Raw genomic sequence first — 16,079 nt, 5'->3', positions numbered from 1 at the left:
ATATCCTCCAACAACAGGCACAGGGCCGCATCTGTGACGCGGCCCGCTGATTCTACGGTCCAGGCTCCGCGCGCGTTACTTGGCGGCGATCGTCGCGGTGATTGATTGCACCACCGCCGTCGCCATTCTGAGCTGGGCGTCGCGGTCATGAATGTTGTGCCGGCGGCCGATCCATTGGAAATCGGTCCAGACGGCCCAGACATCGCCATTCTGGTCCTGCGTCACCAGCAGCCGCACCGGCCAGTCGAGCCCGGCATTCGGGTTCGACGTGATGAATTGAGTCCCGAGCGGCGGGTTGCCGAACACGAGCAAGGTGGACGGCCGCAGCTTGATGCCGGCGTCGGCGGCAAGCTTCGACTGATCGATTTCGGAGAAGAACTTGATGCCTTTGCTGGCGATGTCGCCCTTGATGCGGGCGATCGCCTCGGCCATCGGCACCGCGCTCTTGACGCGAACCACGCCGTCGTCGCTGTCGGCGCGGGCTGAAGGAGGGATCGAGAGGGCGAGAGCGATCAGTAGCGGCGCGCAGAGGGTTGCAAACCGGCGGAGGACGAGACGGGGCATAGCATTTCTCCTGTGCTTGGCGTCGTGCACAGGATGGAGGTCCGGACCGCATCACGGAAATGCGAACCTGCTCTCGTCTCGATAGCCAGGCGCTATCGGCGCGCGATGCATGGCGGCTATCGAACCGATTGGGCATCGGCATTTCATTGCGAGGACAGGCTGCTCCTTGATAAAGCCGCGCCCGATTGGCGGGCGTCCTCAAGGAGCCCCCATGACCAACCATTCCAAGATCCTGATCACCGCCGCGGCGCTTGCTGTCGTCGCTACTTCGGCTCTCGCGCAGGCCGCGTGGGAGCTCAAATCCGGCATGGCCTACATATATGTCGGCCCCGGGAAGATGTCGGCTATGGCAATGGCCGCGACCGAGAAGAACCACGAAACGATGATGAAGCACGCCACAAAGGTGCCGAACAACACCGTCTTCTTCATGGACAACGGCCAGCTCTATTCGGCGTCGGGCCGGCTCGATCCGACCGGCAATTTCTATATCAATTGATCGTAGCTGTAGCGGGGCCGCCCCTTGCGGGCGGCCATCGCCGGAAAATAAGATCACCTTCAACTCGTCCGCCGGAGCCAGACATGACGCAGCTCTCGCCTGCCAGCGCCGAACGTCTCAGGCAGGCCTTCCTGCACTGCCGTGATATGGAGGGCTCGCTGCGCGAGCGGCTCGAAGCCTATGCAGCAGCCGGCCGCGACATCTTCCCGGCCTATAGCGATGCGGTCGACCGCTTGGTCGAACGGCTGAAACAGAATGGCGGCGGCAACAATGCGCCGCGGCCGGGCGATATGATGCCGCCCTTCATGCTGCCCGACGAACGTGGCCAGCTCGTCACGCTGCCGGCACTGCTGCGGCAGGGGCCGGTGATCGCCATGTTCTTCCGCGGGCACTGGTGCCCATACTGCCGGATCAATGTCGGGTCCGTCGTCAAGGCGCTAGCGGATATCACGGCGCTCGGCGGGCAGGTTGTAGGCATCATGCCGGAGACGCAGAAATATGCCTCGCAATTCAAGGCCGAGGCGGACGCGCCGTTTCCGATCCTGACCGATCTCGACAACGGCTATGCGCTGTCGCTCAACCTCGCGATCTGGCTCGGCGCGGAGATCCAGGATCTGCTGTCATATCTCGATTTGTCCGGTTTCCACGGCAATGACGGTTGGGTGCTGCCGATCCCCGCGACCTTCGTGATCGGCCGCGACGGACTGGTGAAGGCCCGCTTCGTCGACCCCGACTTCCGCAAGCGGATGGAGATCGACGATCTCATCAAAGCGGTGGAAGACGCCGGCCGCTGAACGGCGGTTACTCAAGGCGCGCCTTCAGGCGCCGTTGGCCAGATATTGCTGCCAGTCCGTGCCGCGCAGCATCCGCATCACGGCGGATGCAACCGCCGTGCGTTCGCGGCCGGCGACCCCATAGAGATGCACGGTCCGCCGCGAATCCAGCCCATCGACCGTCGCACGCTTCAGCGTTTCCGGGATCGTCGCGGTGTGCGGCATCACGGAGATGCCGATGTCGGCCTCGACCAGTTCAATCAGATCGCGTTCGGAGGAGATCTGGTGGCTGCCGTCGACCGCCACGCCATGCTCGCGCAACGCGTTGCCGACGCGATCGGCGTGCTCGCAATAGCTACGCGACAGCAGCTGCTGACCTTGCAGATCGTCGAAGCCGATGCGATCCCGGGCGGCCAGCGGGTGCATCCTGCTCATCACCAGGCAGAAGTGCTCCGTGAATAGCGGCCAGGTGTCGAGCCGATCCCAATCGCTGCCGAGCTCAGCGGCGATGCCGAGCTCAGCCTCGCCCTTCTTCAGATATTCGGCGACCTCTGCGCTGCTGCCACGGAGAAAGCGGAATTCCAGCCGGTTGAACTGCCGCTTGATCTGGTCGAGATAGGGGATCAGCAGCGACAGATCCACTGAATGGGTCAGCGCGATCCGCAGCGCACCGATCTCGCCGCTCTTGAAGGACGAGGCCAGCATGCGCGCGCCGGAGGCGGCATCGTAGCACTGCTGCAGCAGCGGCAGCATGCGCTGGCCGAGCTCGGTCAGTTGTGCGGCCGGGCGCTCGCGGCGAAACAGGTCGCCGCCGAGCTCGGCCTCGAGCTGCTTGATCGCGCGCGTCAGTGACGGTTGCGTCACGTTGCACTCGTCGGCGGCGCGCGTGAAGTTCAACAACCGCGCGACGGCGAGGAAATACCTGACCTGATGCATTTCCATGACGCTGCTGCCCTGCATGCTCTCATGCGCCAAACTAGCCCAAACCCCGGCGGATTGACACCCAGACGTCGATAGCGGCGGCCTATCGTTATGGAAGCGAACGGGCATTTCAGTTGGGTTCGCGCAAGGCGCACGGTGCGGTAGTCGTCAGGAACCGAAGGATACGCCATGAACATACAGTTGAAGCCCCAGGATGCCGCCGCCAGACCGCTTGCCGGCAAGGTCGCCCTGGTTACGGGATCGACCAGCGGGATCGGGCTTGGCATCGCACGAACTCTGGCCCAGGCGGGCTCAACGCTGGTTTTGAACGGGCTAGGGATCGCCAGCGAGATCGCCAAGACCAGGGACCAGCTGGCGGATCAGTTCGGCGTCGCCGTGAGCTATTCGTCAGCCGACATGACCAATGCCATGGCGATTGCCGAGATGATCGCGATGACGATCGCGACCCATGGCCGGCTCGATGTGCTGGTCAACAATGCCGGCATCCAGCATGTCGCGCCACTCGAGCAGTTTCCGGTCGAGAAGTGGGAGATGATCCTCTCCATCGACCTGTCCTCGGCGTTTCACACCACGCGGCTGGGGCTGCCGGTGATGCGGCAGAACAAGTTCGGCCGGATCGTCAACATCGCCTCAGCGCATGGGCTGGTCGGTTCGTCTTACAAATCGGCTTATGTCGCGGCCAAGCACGGCCTGGTTGGCCTCACGAAGGTAACAGCTCTGGAAACCGCCGAGGACGGCATCACTTGCAACGCAATCTGCCCCGGCTACGTCTACACGCCGCTGGTCGAGGCACAGATCGACAGCCAGGCCAAGGCACACGGCATCTCGCGCGACAAGGTCATCCGGGACGTGCTGCTGGCGCAGCAGCCGAACAAGCATTTCGCCGGCGTCGATGAGCTTGGCGCGCTGACGGTGTTTCTCGCCAGCGACGCTGCGGCCTCCATCACCGGCGTTGCGCTGCCGGTCGATGGCGGCTGGACCGCGCACTGAAACGTGAAGGTAACAGGGACCATTGGTCAGCGAATACCGCATCAGGGATGAACAGCAGGGAGCTTGATATGACCCGCCAGAACAATTGTTCGTCGAAGACGCAGGCTTCCGATCCAGGGCAAGTCGTCCTGGTGCTGCAAGGCGGCGGTGCGCTCGGCTCCTACCAGGCCGGCGTCTACCAGGCGCTGCACGAGGCCGGAATCGAGCCGGACTGGATCATCGGCACCTCGATTGGCGCAATCAATGCCAGCCTCATCGCCGGCAATGCGCCAGAGAGGCGGGTGTCGCGGCTGCGCGAGTTCTGGAAGAAGATGGAGCAGAGCCCGGTCTGGAGCTTTCGCGATGTCTTTCCAGGCTTCAACGAGAAGCTGTCGTACTGGTCAACGGTGACCAACGGCATTCCCGGCTTCTTCCGGCCGAACGCGCTTGCGCATGCGGGTGACAGCTATCCGCTCGGCGCCGACAATGCCGGCTATTATTCGACAGCCCCGCTGGAGAAGACGCTCACCGAGCTCGTCGATTTCGACCTCGTCAACCAATGCCGACCAAGGCTCACAGTCGGCGCGGCGCATGTTCGCACCAGCGAGATGCACTATTTTGACAGCCGCGACGTCAGGCTTGGCCTCAGGCACGTCATGGCCTCCGGCGCGCTGCCACCAGCATTCCCCGCCATCCGCATCGATGGCGAGCTCTATTGGGACGGTGGCATTCTGTCCAACACCCCGACGGAAGCGGTGTTCGACGACAATCCGCGCCGGAATTCGCTGATCTTTGCCGTGCACCTCTGGAATCCATCCGGCGCCGAGCCGACCACAATGGCGGAGGTGTTGAACCGGCACAAGGACGTGCAATATTCCAGCCGGATTGCCAGCCACATCGCGCGCCAGCAGCAGGCGCATCGTCTGCGCCATGTCATCAATCAGCTCGCCGAACGCCTACCGGAGGCCGAACGCAACAGCGCGGCCGTCCGCGAACTCGCAAGCTATGGCTGCCCAACACGCATGCACGTCGTTCGCCTGCTGGCGCCGCAGCTCGACCGCGAGACCCACACCAAGGATATCGACTTCAGTCCGTCGGGCATCATGCAACGCTGGGACGCTGGCTATGCGCACACCAAGGCGGTGCTGCAACGCCGGCCCTGGATCGGCGAATTCGACCCGCTGTCTGGCGTCATTCTCCACGAGGAGCCCCGGGAGGCGCTCCTCGCGGCCGAGTAGACACGGGCTGCGGCCGGCTTTTGCTTCGGATCGGCATACGTCGACACAGCCGCTTCGCCTTTGGCATCGGGCGCAGGATGCCATCGTTGGACGAAGCAGTTCTTGTAATTTGATTCGAAAAGCGAGCCCGCGATTCCGCACCGAACCAGTTCTCGCTACGCCTGCTCCATCGCCGTTTCCCGGTGTTGAACGCCACCGCTATGCTGGTTCGTCGAGGACCATGCAAGGACCGCCCTCAAAAGCACCGGACGGTGTTCGCCTGCCTGTCGTTTATCCGGGAGCCAAAGCTCCTGGCGGCGACGCACCCGCGACTGTTCAATGAGGACGTCGCGAGGCATCTGGAATAATTGGTCGATCCGGGCCCGCGGACGGCAGACGTATCGCTACTCGAAGTCCTCCGAGTGGTGACCGGTCCAGAGTCAGGGATCCGGCATACAACTCGGCAAGCTCGCGCGTGATCGACAGACCGAAGCCGAATCCTGGAGAGCTCTCGTCGAGCCGTTGGCCGGCTTGCACCGCTTGCGACATCTGCTCCGGCGAAAGTCCCGGTCCATCATCGTCGACGACGATGATGACGCTTCGCATCTCCTCGAGAGATCCGACAGCGATCTTGCTGCGGCACCAGGAAAACGCGTTCTTCAGCACGTTTCCCAATATTTCGTCCACATCTTGCGGTTCGCAGGCCACGGCGAGGCTAGCCGGCATGTCATTGACAAAATCGATTGCCTTGTCAGCGTTTACTTTGCCGAGAACGAGAGCAAGATCCGTGACGCGTGACGCGATCACCGTTCTGGCCCGAACCGGACCGCCGATTGCGGCCGACCGGGCGCGCCCCAGATGATGCCGGATGCGTCGGTCCATCAGCACGACGATGCCGTGAAGATCGTCTGAACCCGACGGCTGCTTTTGCAGCGCGATCGCCAGTGTGGCGAGCGGCGTCTTCAGTCCGTGTGCCAAGTTCGAGACGTGTTTGCGCGCCCGCTCAAGATTGGTGGTATTCTGGATCAGCAGCGCATTGAGCTCGGTCGCCAACGGCTGCACTTCGTCCGGCTGAGCATCGGGCACTGTGTCGCGACGGCCCGATCTCACATCGGCGACCGCCAGACGAAGCCGTTCCAGCGGTCGCAATCCCAGACGAACCTGGATCAGCATCGCGCAGATCAGTGCGACGCCGAGCACCCCGAGCGACAGGCCCAATGTGCGCATCGCCTCCCACAGCGGTCCGCGCACCGCGTCTCTGGGCGCAGAGGCCACGATCGTGACGGGGGTGCCGGCCACCGCCACGTTCAAGATGCGGAAGTGAAGCATGCGGTCGTATGGACCCTTGCCGTCGGCAGGCAGCGGGCGTTCTCGCGGCGGCGGATCGTCGCCGGCCGGAGGACGCGGCGGCGGGGGCGGCAACGGTCTATTGCGGAGGTCGGGCGCAGCAAGATCCGCCCCATCGAGCGACCGCGACCGCAAGACATTCTTTGGTCCGGACAGTTGCCAGTACCAGCCGTGCCGGCGTCGATCGAACGGCGGCCCATCGGCGGATCCCGCGAGACGCATGTAGCCGGCGCCGTCCACTTCAAGCATGGACGCGAGGAAGAGGATTTGGGCGTCGAGCCTTTGATCGATTTGGCCCTGCACGAACCGATGCAGCACGAATGATATCAGAATCGCGGCAACGATCAGGGCCGCGGTGATGAACACGCCGGCCCCGATCATGAGACGCCGGCCGAGCGATGCGTTCCGGCTCATCATCGGGATCCGGAATTGAGCTTGTAGCCGCGGCCCCTTTCGGTCTCGATCAGTGCCTTCCCGACCTTGCGCCTGAGCCGCGCGGCGATCACCTCGATCGAATTCGAATCCGTACCGACGTCGCCTTCATAAACCTTTTCCGCCAGGAGGCCGCGCTCGACCACGGTGTCTTTGCGCAGGATCAGGCATTCAAGAATGCGCCATTCCAGCGCGGTCAGCTTCAACGGCAGTCCGTCCAGCTCGAACACGCCCGTCTGGGTTTCGAAGCTGAGCGGCCCGCAGCAAATGCGCGGTGCGGCGTGCCCGGAGGCGCGACGGACCAGTGCGCGCAGCCGCATCACCAATTCCTCGATCCGGAACGGCTTGGTGAGATAGTCGTCAGCGCCCGCCTTGAAGCCGTCCACCTTGTCGGTCCAGCCGTCGCGTGCGGTCAGGATCAACACTGGCAAATGCCGGCCGTTCTTGCGCCAGCCGCGCAGCACCTCGACCCCGGGCACCTTGGGCAGCCCGAGATCGAGCACCGCGGCATCGTAGGATTCCGTTTCGCCGAGGTGCTGCCCGTCCTCACCATTGACGGCGATGTCGACCGCAAAATTCTCCTCGCGCAGGGCGCGGGCGATCTCGTGCGCCAGCAGGCGATCGTCTTCGACCAGAAGGATTTTCATTCGGTTCACACCTCGGACCGGAACTAGGCGCCCAAGCTTAACCCAACCTGAACGGAACGGTTCAGGCTGGATTGGGGACGGCACCCTAGGCTCCAGGCATCGCAATCGATGAAAGGAGCCTCCAATGACCGAAAGCGATGCACAGAGTGACCCCACCCCGTCGCCGCCCGAACGCCGGCAGGTCCGGCATCGCGGCCTGCTGGCCGGAGCCGCACTTGCCGTGCTTCTCGCAGGTGCGGCTGCCGGTGCCGGCGGCGTTCGCGTCGCCCAGAATTGGCAGCCGCGCAGCGTCTTGCTGCTGCAGCCGACTGCGATAGACAGGCTGCAACCCGGCGGCCCATCCGCCGTGCGCGGCAACGTCGCCGAAATCTTCGGCCACATGTTCGTTGTCGAGGACGGCAGCGGCCGCGCTCTGATCGATCTCGGACCGCGCGGCGAGAACGCCGACATCGTCAAAGGCGAGGCGGTGACAGTCCAGGGCATGTTCGATCAGGGCATCTTCCGCGCTCAGATCGTCTCTCATGCCGACGGCCGAACCGAGGCGTTCGGTCCTCCGCCGCATCCACCTCGCGGAGCGCCGCCACCGCCGCGGGCCGACGGGCCGCCTCCTCCGCCGCCCCCGCGGGCTGACGTTCCTCCGCCGCCACCGCCGCGGGCCGATGCCCCGCCACCGCCGCCTCCGGGGCCCAAGACGCTTTGAGAAAAAGACACTCCAGGAAACAGGGCGCCGGGGAAAAGGGCGCTTTGACAATGACAAGTGGATAACAATCAGGAGATCAGGATGTCAGAAGACAAGATCAAGCTATCCGGAAAGATCGTGTACGTGTTCGCGCACCGCTTTGTGGTTCAGACCTCGAGCGGCGCCGTACTTGCCGATCTCACGCCGCACGGCGCGGATCGCGTCAAGCTCCGGATCGGCGCCGACGTCGTGCTGGAAGGCGAACAGAAGCCCTCCGAGCTCAAGGTGACGCGGTTCGCGTGCGACGGCGAGACTGTGACGATCCAGCACAAGAAGAAGCCCGATCACGGCCACCACGAACCCGCCGACGTCGCTACGGCCGTCGAGGCCGCGCGCGCTGCCGGGTTCGAGCCGCTGGGCACGCCCCGCCGCAAGCCCAAGCATTTCGAACTCGACGGCCGGCGCAACGGCGAGACTTACGAACTCCACGTCGAATTGGGCGGACGAATCCGGAAAGCCAAGCTTGTCGGCGCGGGACACGACACCGCTTAGCGCTTGGGACGACTGACGTCCGCTCTGACCAAGTCGCGCAACGTCGAAGCGAGCCCGAGCCGGAACTCACCGGCTCGGGGGTTCGTTGAGGGCCTCATCGCGCGGGCGCGATTGTTCAATCAAGCTTGGGGATGCAACGTCTCGATGCGATCCATGAAATTTCGACGCGACTGGTACAGGCCGGCATTTTCCTTAGTTCGAGCATTTGAAGAGCAACGCCGATGACCACACTCAGTGCAAATCGAGATGGCGTGCTTCGTCCGCTGCTCGCGTTGAACTTCTTCATGGCAGACATGCAGGCCGGCATCGGCCCGTTCCTCGGCGTGTTCCTGCTCGCGCACGGCTGGCAGAGCGGCTGGATCGGAACGGTGATGACGGCGGGCGGCGTCGCCGGCATGCTGATGACGACGCCCGCTGGCGCGCTGATCGACGCCACCCGCAGCAAGAAGCTCTTCGTCATCATCCCCGGTATCTGCACCGTCATCGCGTCCGGCATCGTGCTGCTGTCGCAGGAGTTCTGGCTGGTGGCTGCCTCTCAGGTCGCGACCGCGATCGCGGGTGCTTCGATCGGGCCGGCGGTCGCGGGCATCACGCTCGGCATCGTGCGCCAGGCCGGTTTCAACCAGCAGAACGGCCGCAACCAGGCCTTCAATCATGCCGGCAACATGGTGGGCGCCGGCTTGTCCGGATTCGTCGGGTGGGTCTACGGATTCACCGCGGTATTCTGGCTTGCTGCGCTATTCGGCGTCCTCTCAATCGTCTCCGTGCTGATGATCCCGAGCGCATCGATCGACGACGACGCAGCCCGCGGGCTGGAACGCAAGGGCAATAATGACGGGCCGGCAAACGGGCTGCGGGTGCTGGCCGAGTCGAAGCCGTTGCTGATCCTTGCCGCGGCGCTGCTCTTCTTCCACCTCGGCAATGCGGCCATGCTTCCGCTTTACGGTTTGGCCGTCGTCGCAGACAAGCAGGCCGATCCGGCGAGCTTCGTCGCCATGACCATCGTCATCGCCCAGGGCACCATGATCCTGACCTCGCTGGCCGCTATGCGAATGGCCGAAAAGGAAGGTTACTGGCTGGTCCTATTGGCATCGTTCATGGCCTTGCCGATCCGGGGTATCATCGCGGCATGGCTCTTGAACAAATGGGGGGTTTATCCGGTGCAAATCCTCGACGGTGTTGGAGCAGGCTTGCAGAGCGTCGCGGTGCCGGGACTCGTCGCACGGATCCTCGATGGCACCGGGCGGATCAATGCTGGCCAGGGCGCGGTGATGACAGTGCAGGGCATCGGCGCCTCGCTCAGTCCCGCGATCGGCGGCTGGATCGCGCAGGAGCTCGGATACGGAGCGATGTTTCTCATTCTCGGCGGCTTCGCCACGGTCTCGGTCGCGCTGTGGAGCGTCTTCGCTCCGTTGGTGAAGCCTGCTTGTGCAATGAAAGCGCGGCCGCTAACAGACAAGACTGTCTCAAGCATTGCGAGTGTCGCCTGATGTTCGGGAGCAACGCAGCGACCTGGGGTATCGCGGGTCTCGCAACTCTGGGCGTCATAGCGCGTCCGTGGAATCTTCCGGAATACATCTGGGCCGTGACCGGCGCACTCTTGCTGATCGCATTCGATCTGTTGCCGTGGTGGGATGCAGCCGCGGCCGCAGCGAAAGGCACCGATGTCTATTTTTTTCTGATCGGCATGATGCTGCTGGCCGAGGTCGCGCGAAAGGAGGGTCTGTTCGACTGGCTGGCCGAACAGGCTGTCGGGCATGCGCGCAACTCGGCAACCCGGTTGTTTTCGATCGTGTATGCGGTCGGTACCCTGGTCACCATCTTCCTGTCGAACGACGCCACCGCGGTCGTGCTGACACCCGCCGTCTACGCTGCGACCCGTACCGCGAAGGTCAAGCCGCTGCCTTATCTGTTCGTCTGCGCATTCATCGCCAACGCAGCCAGCTTCGTGCTGCCGATCTCGAACCCGGCGAACCTCGTGGTGTTCGGCGCACACATGCCGACGCTGCTGGAATGGCTACACTACTTCCTGCTGCCTTCGATCGTGGCGATCGCTGCGACCTTCATCGTGCTCCGGTTCAGCCTGCGCAAGAGCTTGTCGGGCGGCGTCGACGAGCGTGACGGAGAGCCGGTTATTTTGACGAGGAGCGCTGCGATCGTTGCCGCCGGCATCGGCGCGACTGCGGTGGTGCTGCTCGCCGCGTCTGCCTTCGATCGCGATCTTGGAATCCCGACCTTTGCTTGCGGCGCGGCAGTGACCGGGATGGTCCTTCTGCTCGGCCGCAAATCGCCGCTATCGATCGCTCGCGACATCTCATGGTCGGTCCTTCCTCTCGTCGCCGGGCTGTTCATCCTGGTCGAGGGCCTCAATCGTACCGGCGTGCTGCCGACACTCGCCGAGGAACTCAAGCAGATGGCCGCGCTGTCGCCGCACGCAACCGCGTGGGGTGCCGGCATCATCACGGCGATCGCCTCGAACCTCATCAACAATCTTCCAATGGGCCTAATCGCGTCGACCACGACGCATGCCGCGCAGGTGTCGCATCACATCACCGGCGCAGTTCTGATCGGCGTCGATCTCGGACCCAACCTGTCGGTCACCGGCTCGCTCGCAACGATCCTGTGGCTGATCGCGCTGCGGCGTGAGGGCGTGCACGTTGGTGCACTCCACTTTCTGCGGCTCGGTATCCTGGTCATGCCTCCCGCACTGGCGCTGTCGCTAATCGCACTCTCGCTGACCGCGAGTTAAGTGCGTTCAGCCGTTGCTACTAAGGCTAGCCCGCCAAGATTGGCATAGAACCTAAGCCGCCAATTGGCACCCCTGCCCGATCAGCCGTTGGTCGCCGCTCGAAGTTCTCTATAGGAAGCGCGGCAGGGCGGCCTTTCGCGAATCGCGATCCAACGGGTAGGCAGTCTGCTTGAACTCGATGCCATCAAGGAGGCCTTGAATGTAGCCCGAGATGGTGTCCGCAGCCGGAGGCTCCCCTTCTTTCGGGGAGCCACTTCTCGGAGCCACGACGTCCAAAGCAGCGCCGTCGAGCGCAGGAAATCGCGGAAAATCGTAGTTTGGCGTACAAAATCGTACGATTTGGTTGCGGGGACCTGCAACCATCTCAAATTACTCGTTGAAACAATAGCTTGAGGGGCGCTCGGTCCGCCGGAAGGGACAGAACGGAAGCTCGACTTGGCGGAGAGAGTGTCAGTCAATCCCCATTGAAAGATAAGGAGAATTTTGCCTCCCAAAGCTGGAACCTACTATTCGAGGCACGTCAAATAACGCTGGTACTTTCGCGTACCGCGCTAATTCAATTCAACGCTTCGGCTTTGGGCCGCGGGCTCATCGAGAGGATGGCTCGGTTCGCGCGGAGGGTATTTCCGCCGCTGTCGTTGGCTTGTTCCGCTCCAGCAGCGCGCGGGTTGCAGCCGCTACATCGCACTGACGCATCAGGCTCTCGCCGACAAGAAAAGTCGACATGCCGACCCGCTCAAGCCTGGCCAAATCGTCCGACGTGAAAATGCCGCTCTCCCCGACCATCAGCCGCTCCTCCGGGATCAGCGGCGCCAGCGCCTCACTTGTCGCGAGCGTCGTCTCGAACGTACGTAGATTGCGGTTGTTGACGCCGATCATGGGCGAGCGGAGTTTCAGCGCGCGGTCGAGTTCGAACCGGTCGTGGATCTCGATCAAGACATCCATCTGCAGCGAGATCGCCGCGTCCTCGATATCTCGGGCGGCCGCATCGTCGAGCGCGGCCATAATGATCAGGATGCAGTCGGCGCAGTGAGCGCGGGCTTCGACAACCTGATAGGTGTCGAACATGAAGTCCTTGCGCAGCACTGGTAGATTGGTTACGGCGCGCGCCGCGACCATGAAGTCGAGATGCCCTTGGAACGACGGCGTATCGGTCAGCACCGAAAGGCACGCCGCGCCTCCGGCCTCATAGGCTTTTGCCAAGGCGGGCGGATCGAAGTCGGCGCGGATGAGGCCCTTCTATGGCGAAGCCTTCTTGATCTCGGCAATCAGCGCATAGTCGCCGGCGCCATGCTTTTCCTTGATCGCACGGAAGAAGCCGCGCGGTGGCGACGCCGCTTTGGCGCAAGCCTCGATGCTCGCGAGAGGACGAGCACGTTTGGAGGCAGCAATCTCCTCGCGCTTATAGCTTTCGATTTTCTTCAAGATGTCCGGCATCATCGACCCGTTCGTGGATTCACTTGTCGCTCAACAGCCTGCATCACATAATCGGAACGATACAAATCAACAAACTTCGACACTTACTCACTTCCTCTTCATCGACGACCCGCGCCGATACGCACACGCGAGCGCGTCCATGACCCGTTTTCGCATGCTCGGCATCCTATCACGTGACCAAGGTTTCCCAGCGCTGATTTCACCTGCACTGCCATGATTCACGAACGGCGCACGGTGCCACCGCGGCAGTATTCCCCGCTGTCATGGAAACCATACATGACAGCTATTAGAAGATTTCGTTCCGCGCTGCGATCAATGGGCGTCGCTATCGCGAGACCCCATCGAGTAGCGCTAGCGCAACCTCAATCCGCCGGACCAGGCCGCATCAGGCGACTGGATCATGTTGGGGACTTCCAATGCGTGGGTGCTCCCCGCTCCCAACGCGCTCGAGAGGCATCCATGGCTTTCACGTTAAAGATCAACGGCACATCACATAAAGTCGATGTCGACGGCGACATCCCGTTGCTGTGGGTGCTGCGCGACGTCCTCGGCATGACCGGTACCAAGTTCGGTTGCGGCCAGGCGCTGTGCGGCGCCTGCACCGTGCATGTCGACGGCCAAGCGGTCCGCTCCTGCCAGACATCGGTTGACAGCGTCGGCGACAGCGCGGTCACCACGATCGAGGCGATCGGCCAGGCGCCGCAAGGCGCGGCCTTGCAGAAGGCGTGGCTCGAGCTGGAGGTGGTTCAGTGCGGCTACTGCCAGTCCGGCCAGATCATGTCGGCGGCGGCCTTGCTGAAAGACACTCCGAAGCCGAGCGACGCGGACATCGATTCAGCGATGTCAGGCAACGTGTGCCGTTGCGGGACCTACCAGCGCATTCGCGCCGCGATCAAGCGCGCAGCGGGAGCTTGAGACCATGGATAGGCAGATTCTGAAGGGCCGAGGCAACGAAACGGCGATGTCGCGGCGCTCCTTTCTCCAAGGCACCGGCTTGCTGCTTGGCTTTGCATTCACCGGAACGAGCCCTGAATCCGTCTTTGCGGCGTCCGCTTCGCAGGTGGTCGAAAACGAGGTCGTGGGTACCTTCGCGCCGAACGGATTCATTCGGATCAATCCAACCGGCGCCGTCAGGCTGATCATGCCGATGGTCGAGATGGGACAGGGCGTTTACACGTCGCTGTCGATGCTTCTCGCTGAGGAACTGGAAGTCAGACTGGACCAGATTCAGGTTCAGCATGCGCCGCCGAATCACGCGCTTTACGTCAACTCGATCATAGGCATTCAGAACACAGGCGGTTCCGCTTCGGTGCGGGCTTTCTGGACGCCGCTGCGTCAAGCAGGGGCAGTCGGTCGCAATCTGCTGATTGCGGCAGCCGCCAAGCGCTGGAATGTCGATCCAGCGACTTGCCGCGCCAAGGGCGGCATCGTGTTCGATAAGTCAGGCTCGAAACATCTGAGCTACGGCGAACTTGCGGATGATGCCGCGAAACTGCCTGTTCCGGCCGCAGCAAGCGTAAAATTGAAGGATCCGAAGGATTTCGCGCTGATCGGCACGCGTGCCAAGCGCGTGGATTCATCGATAAAGGTCGATGGGCGCGCGCTCTACGGCATCGATGTACGGCTGCCTGGTATGACGGTTGCCGCGGTTGCCATCTCGCCTGTGCTCGGCGGCAAGGCGAAAACAGTGAACGAGAAAGCCGCACTGGCGGTGAAGGGCGTCCGGCAGGTGGTCAACATCGATGAGGCTGTCGCCGTGGTGGCGGATCACATGGGTGCGGCGAAGAAGGGACTCGAGGCTGCCTCCATCACGTGGGACGATGGGCCGAACGGCAAGGTCAACAACGCCGACATCGTCAGGCAACTGGAGGAAGAATCAAGCAAGCCGGGCGTGGTAGCCCGCAGCGATGGGGATGCAGGCAAGGCTCTTGCTGCGGCGGCGCAACGGCTCGACGCCATCTATCAGGTGCCTTTCCTGGCTCATGCGGCGATGGAGCCGATGAACTGCACCGTTCATCTGCAGAAGGATCGTTGCGACATCTGGGTCGGGACACAGGCGCCGACCATCACGCAAGCTCTGGTGGTCGAACTCACCGGCTTGCCGAAGGATGCGATCAAAATTCACAATCATCTGATTGGCGGTGGCTTCGGCCGGAGGCTGGAGGCCGATGGCACCGTGCTTGCCGTCAAGATCGCCAAGCACGTCGACGGCCCGGTCAAGGTGATCTGGAGTCGCGAGGAAGACATTCAGCACGACATGTATCGGCCCTACTATCTCGATCGGCTGTCGGCCGGTCTTGACGTCGCCGGCAGGCCGGTTGCCTGGACACACCGGATCGCCGGCTCCTCGATCTTCGCTCGCTATTATCCCCCATATATCAAGGATGGGCTGGACCCTGATGCGGTCGAAGCGGCTGCCGAGCCGCCCTATGCGCTGCCCAACATCCATGTCGACTATGTCCAAGTCGAGCCTCGCGGCGTCAAGACGTCCTGGTGGCGCGGCGTCGGACCGACTCACAACGTGTTTGTGGTCGAAAGCTTCATGGATGAGCTCGCCCATGCCGCAAAGCGGGATCCGGTTGCTTATCGAAAGGAATTGCTTAGCCACAATCCGCGCGCGCTTGCCGTATTGTCGCTTGCCGCAGAGAAAGCCGGCTGGGGATCACCACTTCCTCCGCGGCACGGCCGCGGGATTTCGGTCCAATTCGCGTACGGAAGTTACGTCTCGCAGGTCGCCGAGGTCGAAGTGGCGGCCGATGGCTCTGTCAAAGTCAAGCGGATCATCTGCGCACTTGATTGCGGCATGCACGTCAACCCAGACACGATCGAAGCCCAGATCCAGGGTGGAACACTTTTCGGACTGACCGCCGCACTTCATGGCTCGATCACCTTCAAGGATGGGCGGGTCGAGCAGAGCAACTTCGACAGCTATCTACCGATGCGCATCGACGAGGTACCGGAGGTGGAGACGTATTTGATCAAGAACGCGGAGGCTCCGGGTGGCGTTGGTGAGGCTCCGACGGCCATCGTCAGTGCTGCGGTGACCAATGCGATCTTTGCCGCTACCGGCAAACGTGTTCGCAGCCTGCCGATCGATACGGATTCGCTTAAGTCGTCGTCCTAGTCCTTGCTCGTCATCACCGCGCCGCAGCGTTTCGGCTAGCCCGTAGCTGCGCTCCGCAATGCGGCGTCGAACACCCTCGTTCCGGTCGACTGCCTCGATCTGAAGGTGGTTCAGGTTGGACCTGCAAGAGTTTCACTTCCCTACCAGGACG

At 62.8% G+C, this 16,079-nt stretch carries 14 protein-coding genes and 1 pseudogene; 9 read left to right on the top strand and 6 right to left on the bottom strand.

Features of this window, described 5'->3' with window-relative positions; translation table 11 throughout:
• Positions 1 to 75: 75 nt before the first annotated feature.
• Positions 76 to 564 carry a DUF302 domain-containing protein gene (locus tag QJT82_RS33305; RefSeq protein ID WP_028341960.1) on the bottom strand — a complete coding sequence of 163 codons (489 nt, stop codon included), beginning with the start codon at positions 562 to 564 and terminating at the stop codon, positions 76 to 78.
• 211 nt (positions 565 to 775) lie between these two features.
• Between QJT82_RS33305 and QJT82_RS33300 the strand changes: the two genes are divergently transcribed.
• Both QJT82_RS33300 and QJT82_RS33295 read left to right on the top strand, forming a co-directional pair.
• Entirely contained in the window at positions 776 to 1,060 is a 285-nt protein-coding gene (locus QJT82_RS33300) for a hypothetical protein (RefSeq protein WP_028341959.1), read from the top strand.
• A gap of 83 nt (positions 1,061 to 1,143) precedes the next feature.
• A complete protein-coding gene (locus tag QJT82_RS33295) occupies positions 1,144 to 1,854 on the top strand; it encodes a peroxiredoxin-like family protein (protein ID WP_028341958.1) in 711 nt (236 codons plus the stop codon).
• A 24-nt stretch (positions 1,855 to 1,878) separates the two neighbouring features.
• On the opposite strand, the gene QJT82_RS33290 is transcribed toward QJT82_RS33295, so the two are convergent.
• On the bottom strand, positions 1,879 to 2,775 hold the full coding sequence (locus QJT82_RS33290; protein WP_028341957.1) for a LysR family transcriptional regulator: 897 nt from the start codon (positions 2,773 to 2,775) through the stop codon (positions 1,879 to 1,881).
• Positions 2,776 to 2,943: 168 nt separating this feature from the next.
• On the opposite strand from QJT82_RS33290, the gene QJT82_RS33285 reads away from it, so the two are divergent.
• Positions 2,944 to 3,765, top strand: coding sequence for a 3-hydroxybutyrate dehydrogenase (locus QJT82_RS33285; protein ID WP_028341956.1), 822 nt, complete (start codon positions 2,944 to 2,946; stop codon positions 3,763 to 3,765).
• Positions 3,766 to 3,833: 68 nt separating this feature from the next.
• Complete coding sequence (locus QJT82_RS33280; protein WP_028341955.1) at positions 3,834 to 4,982, top strand: patatin-like phospholipase family protein; 1,149 nt, start codon at positions 3,834 to 3,836, stop codon at positions 4,980 to 4,982.
• A gap of 315 nt (positions 4,983 to 5,297) precedes the next feature.
• On the opposite strand, the gene QJT82_RS33275 is transcribed toward QJT82_RS33280, so the two are convergent.
• From QJT82_RS33275 to QJT82_RS33265, 3 genes are all read right to left on the bottom strand, one after another.
• Positions 5,298 to 6,722, bottom strand: coding sequence for a sensor histidine kinase (locus QJT82_RS33275; protein WP_259266125.1), 1,425 nt, complete (start codon positions 6,720 to 6,722; stop codon positions 5,298 to 5,300).
• Complete coding sequence (locus tag QJT82_RS33270; RefSeq protein ID WP_028341954.1) at positions 6,722 to 7,387, bottom strand: response regulator transcription factor; 666 nt, start codon at positions 7,385 to 7,387, stop codon at positions 6,722 to 6,724. Before QJT82_RS33270 ends, QJT82_RS33275 begins: the two co-directional genes overlap by 1 nt.
• An 85-nt stretch (positions 7,388 to 7,472) precedes the next feature.
• Positions 7,473 to 7,910, bottom strand: a complete 438-nt coding sequence (locus QJT82_RS33265; protein WP_035631964.1) for a hypothetical protein — start codon at positions 7,908 to 7,910, stop codon at positions 7,473 to 7,475.
• A gap of 258 nt (positions 7,911 to 8,168) precedes the next feature.
• Between QJT82_RS33265 and QJT82_RS33260 the strand changes: the two genes are divergently transcribed.
• From QJT82_RS33260 to QJT82_RS33250, 3 genes are all read left to right on the top strand, one after another.
• The gene (locus QJT82_RS33260) at positions 8,169 to 8,618 is read left to right on the top strand and encodes a hypothetical protein (protein ID WP_028341952.1); all 450 of its coding nucleotides are present in this window, start codon (positions 8,169 to 8,171) and stop codon (positions 8,616 to 8,618) included.
• 221 nt (positions 8,619 to 8,839) lie between these two features.
• Entirely contained in the window at positions 8,840 to 10,108 is a 1,269-nt protein-coding gene (locus tag QJT82_RS33255; RefSeq protein WP_051447955.1) for an MFS transporter, read from the top strand.
• Positions 10,108 to 11,367 carry an arsenic transporter gene (locus tag QJT82_RS33250; RefSeq protein WP_264641730.1) on the top strand — a complete coding sequence of 420 codons (1,260 nt, stop codon included), beginning with the start codon at positions 10,108 to 10,110 and terminating at the stop codon, positions 11,365 to 11,367. The genes QJT82_RS33255 and QJT82_RS33250 overlap by 1 nt, the downstream gene beginning before the upstream one ends.
• Positions 11,368 to 11,955: 588 nt before the next feature.
• On the opposite strand, the pseudogene trpC reads toward QJT82_RS33250, so the two are convergent.
• Positions 11,956 to 12,804: pseudogene (gene trpC / locus QJT82_RS33245) on the bottom strand (indole-3-glycerol phosphate synthase TrpC).
• A 459-nt stretch (positions 12,805 to 13,263) separates the two neighbouring features.
• Between trpC and QJT82_RS33240 the strand changes: the two are divergent.
• Entirely contained in the window at positions 13,264 to 13,719 is a 456-nt protein-coding gene (locus QJT82_RS33240; RefSeq protein WP_028341950.1) for a (2Fe-2S)-binding protein, read from the top strand.
• A 46-nt stretch (positions 13,720 to 13,765) separates the two neighbouring features.
• Positions 13,766 to 15,928, top strand: a complete 2,163-nt coding sequence (locus QJT82_RS33235; RefSeq protein WP_245288780.1) for a xanthine dehydrogenase family protein molybdopterin-binding subunit — start codon at positions 13,766 to 13,768, stop codon at positions 15,926 to 15,928.
• The last annotated feature ends 151 nt before the right edge of the window (positions 15,929 to 16,079 follow it).

This window comes from Bradyrhizobium sp. Mp19 (genome assembly GCF_029952935.1).
Classification (GTDB): Bacteria; Pseudomonadota; Alphaproteobacteria; order Rhizobiales; family Xanthobacteraceae; genus Bradyrhizobium; species Bradyrhizobium elkanii.
This window is presented reverse-complemented; position numbering and strand designations above follow the sequence as displayed.

Excerpts from the sequence above, each read along its gene's own strand:
- QJT82_RS33305 (WP_028341960.1), bottom strand. The coding sequence starts at position 564 with ATGCCCCGTCTCGTCCTCCGCCGGTTTGCAACCCTCTGCGCGCCGCTA.
- QJT82_RS33300 (WP_028341959.1), top strand. The coding sequence starts at position 776 with ATGACCAACCATTCCAAGATCCTGATCACCGCCGCGGCGCTTGCTGTC.
- QJT82_RS33295 (WP_028341958.1), top strand. The coding sequence starts at position 1,144 with ATGACGCAGCTCTCGCCTGCCAGCGCCGAACGTCTCAGGCAGGCCTTC.
- QJT82_RS33290 (WP_028341957.1), bottom strand. The coding sequence starts at position 2,775 with ATGGAAATGCATCAGGTCAGGTATTTCCTCGCCGTCGCGCGGTTGTTG.
- QJT82_RS33285 (WP_028341956.1), top strand. The coding sequence starts at position 2,944 with ATGAACATACAGTTGAAGCCCCAGGATGCCGCCGCCAGACCGCTTGCC.
- QJT82_RS33280 (WP_028341955.1), top strand. The coding sequence starts at position 3,834 with ATGACCCGCCAGAACAATTGTTCGTCGAAGACGCAGGCTTCCGATCCA.
- QJT82_RS33275 (WP_259266125.1), bottom strand. The coding sequence starts at position 6,722 with ATGAGCCGGAACGCATCGCTCGGCCGGCGTCTCATGATCGGGGCCGGC.
- QJT82_RS33270 (WP_028341954.1), bottom strand. The coding sequence starts at position 7,387 with ATGAAAATCCTTCTGGTCGAAGACGATCGCCTGCTGGCGCACGAGATC.
- QJT82_RS33265 (WP_035631964.1), bottom strand. The coding sequence starts at position 7,910 with ATGAGAGACGATCTGAGCGCGGAAGATGCCCTGATCGAACATGCCCTG.
- QJT82_RS33260 (WP_028341952.1), top strand. The coding sequence starts at position 8,169 with ATGTCAGAAGACAAGATCAAGCTATCCGGAAAGATCGTGTACGTGTTC.
- QJT82_RS33255 (WP_051447955.1), top strand. The coding sequence starts at position 8,840 with ATGACCACACTCAGTGCAAATCGAGATGGCGTGCTTCGTCCGCTGCTC.
- QJT82_RS33250 (WP_264641730.1), top strand. The coding sequence starts at position 10,108 with ATGTTCGGGAGCAACGCAGCGACCTGGGGTATCGCGGGTCTCGCAACT.
- QJT82_RS33240 (WP_028341950.1), top strand. The coding sequence starts at position 13,264 with ATGGCTTTCACGTTAAAGATCAACGGCACATCACATAAAGTCGATGTC.
- QJT82_RS33235 (WP_245288780.1), top strand. The coding sequence starts at position 13,766 with ATGTCGCGGCGCTCCTTTCTCCAAGGCACCGGCTTGCTGCTTGGCTTT.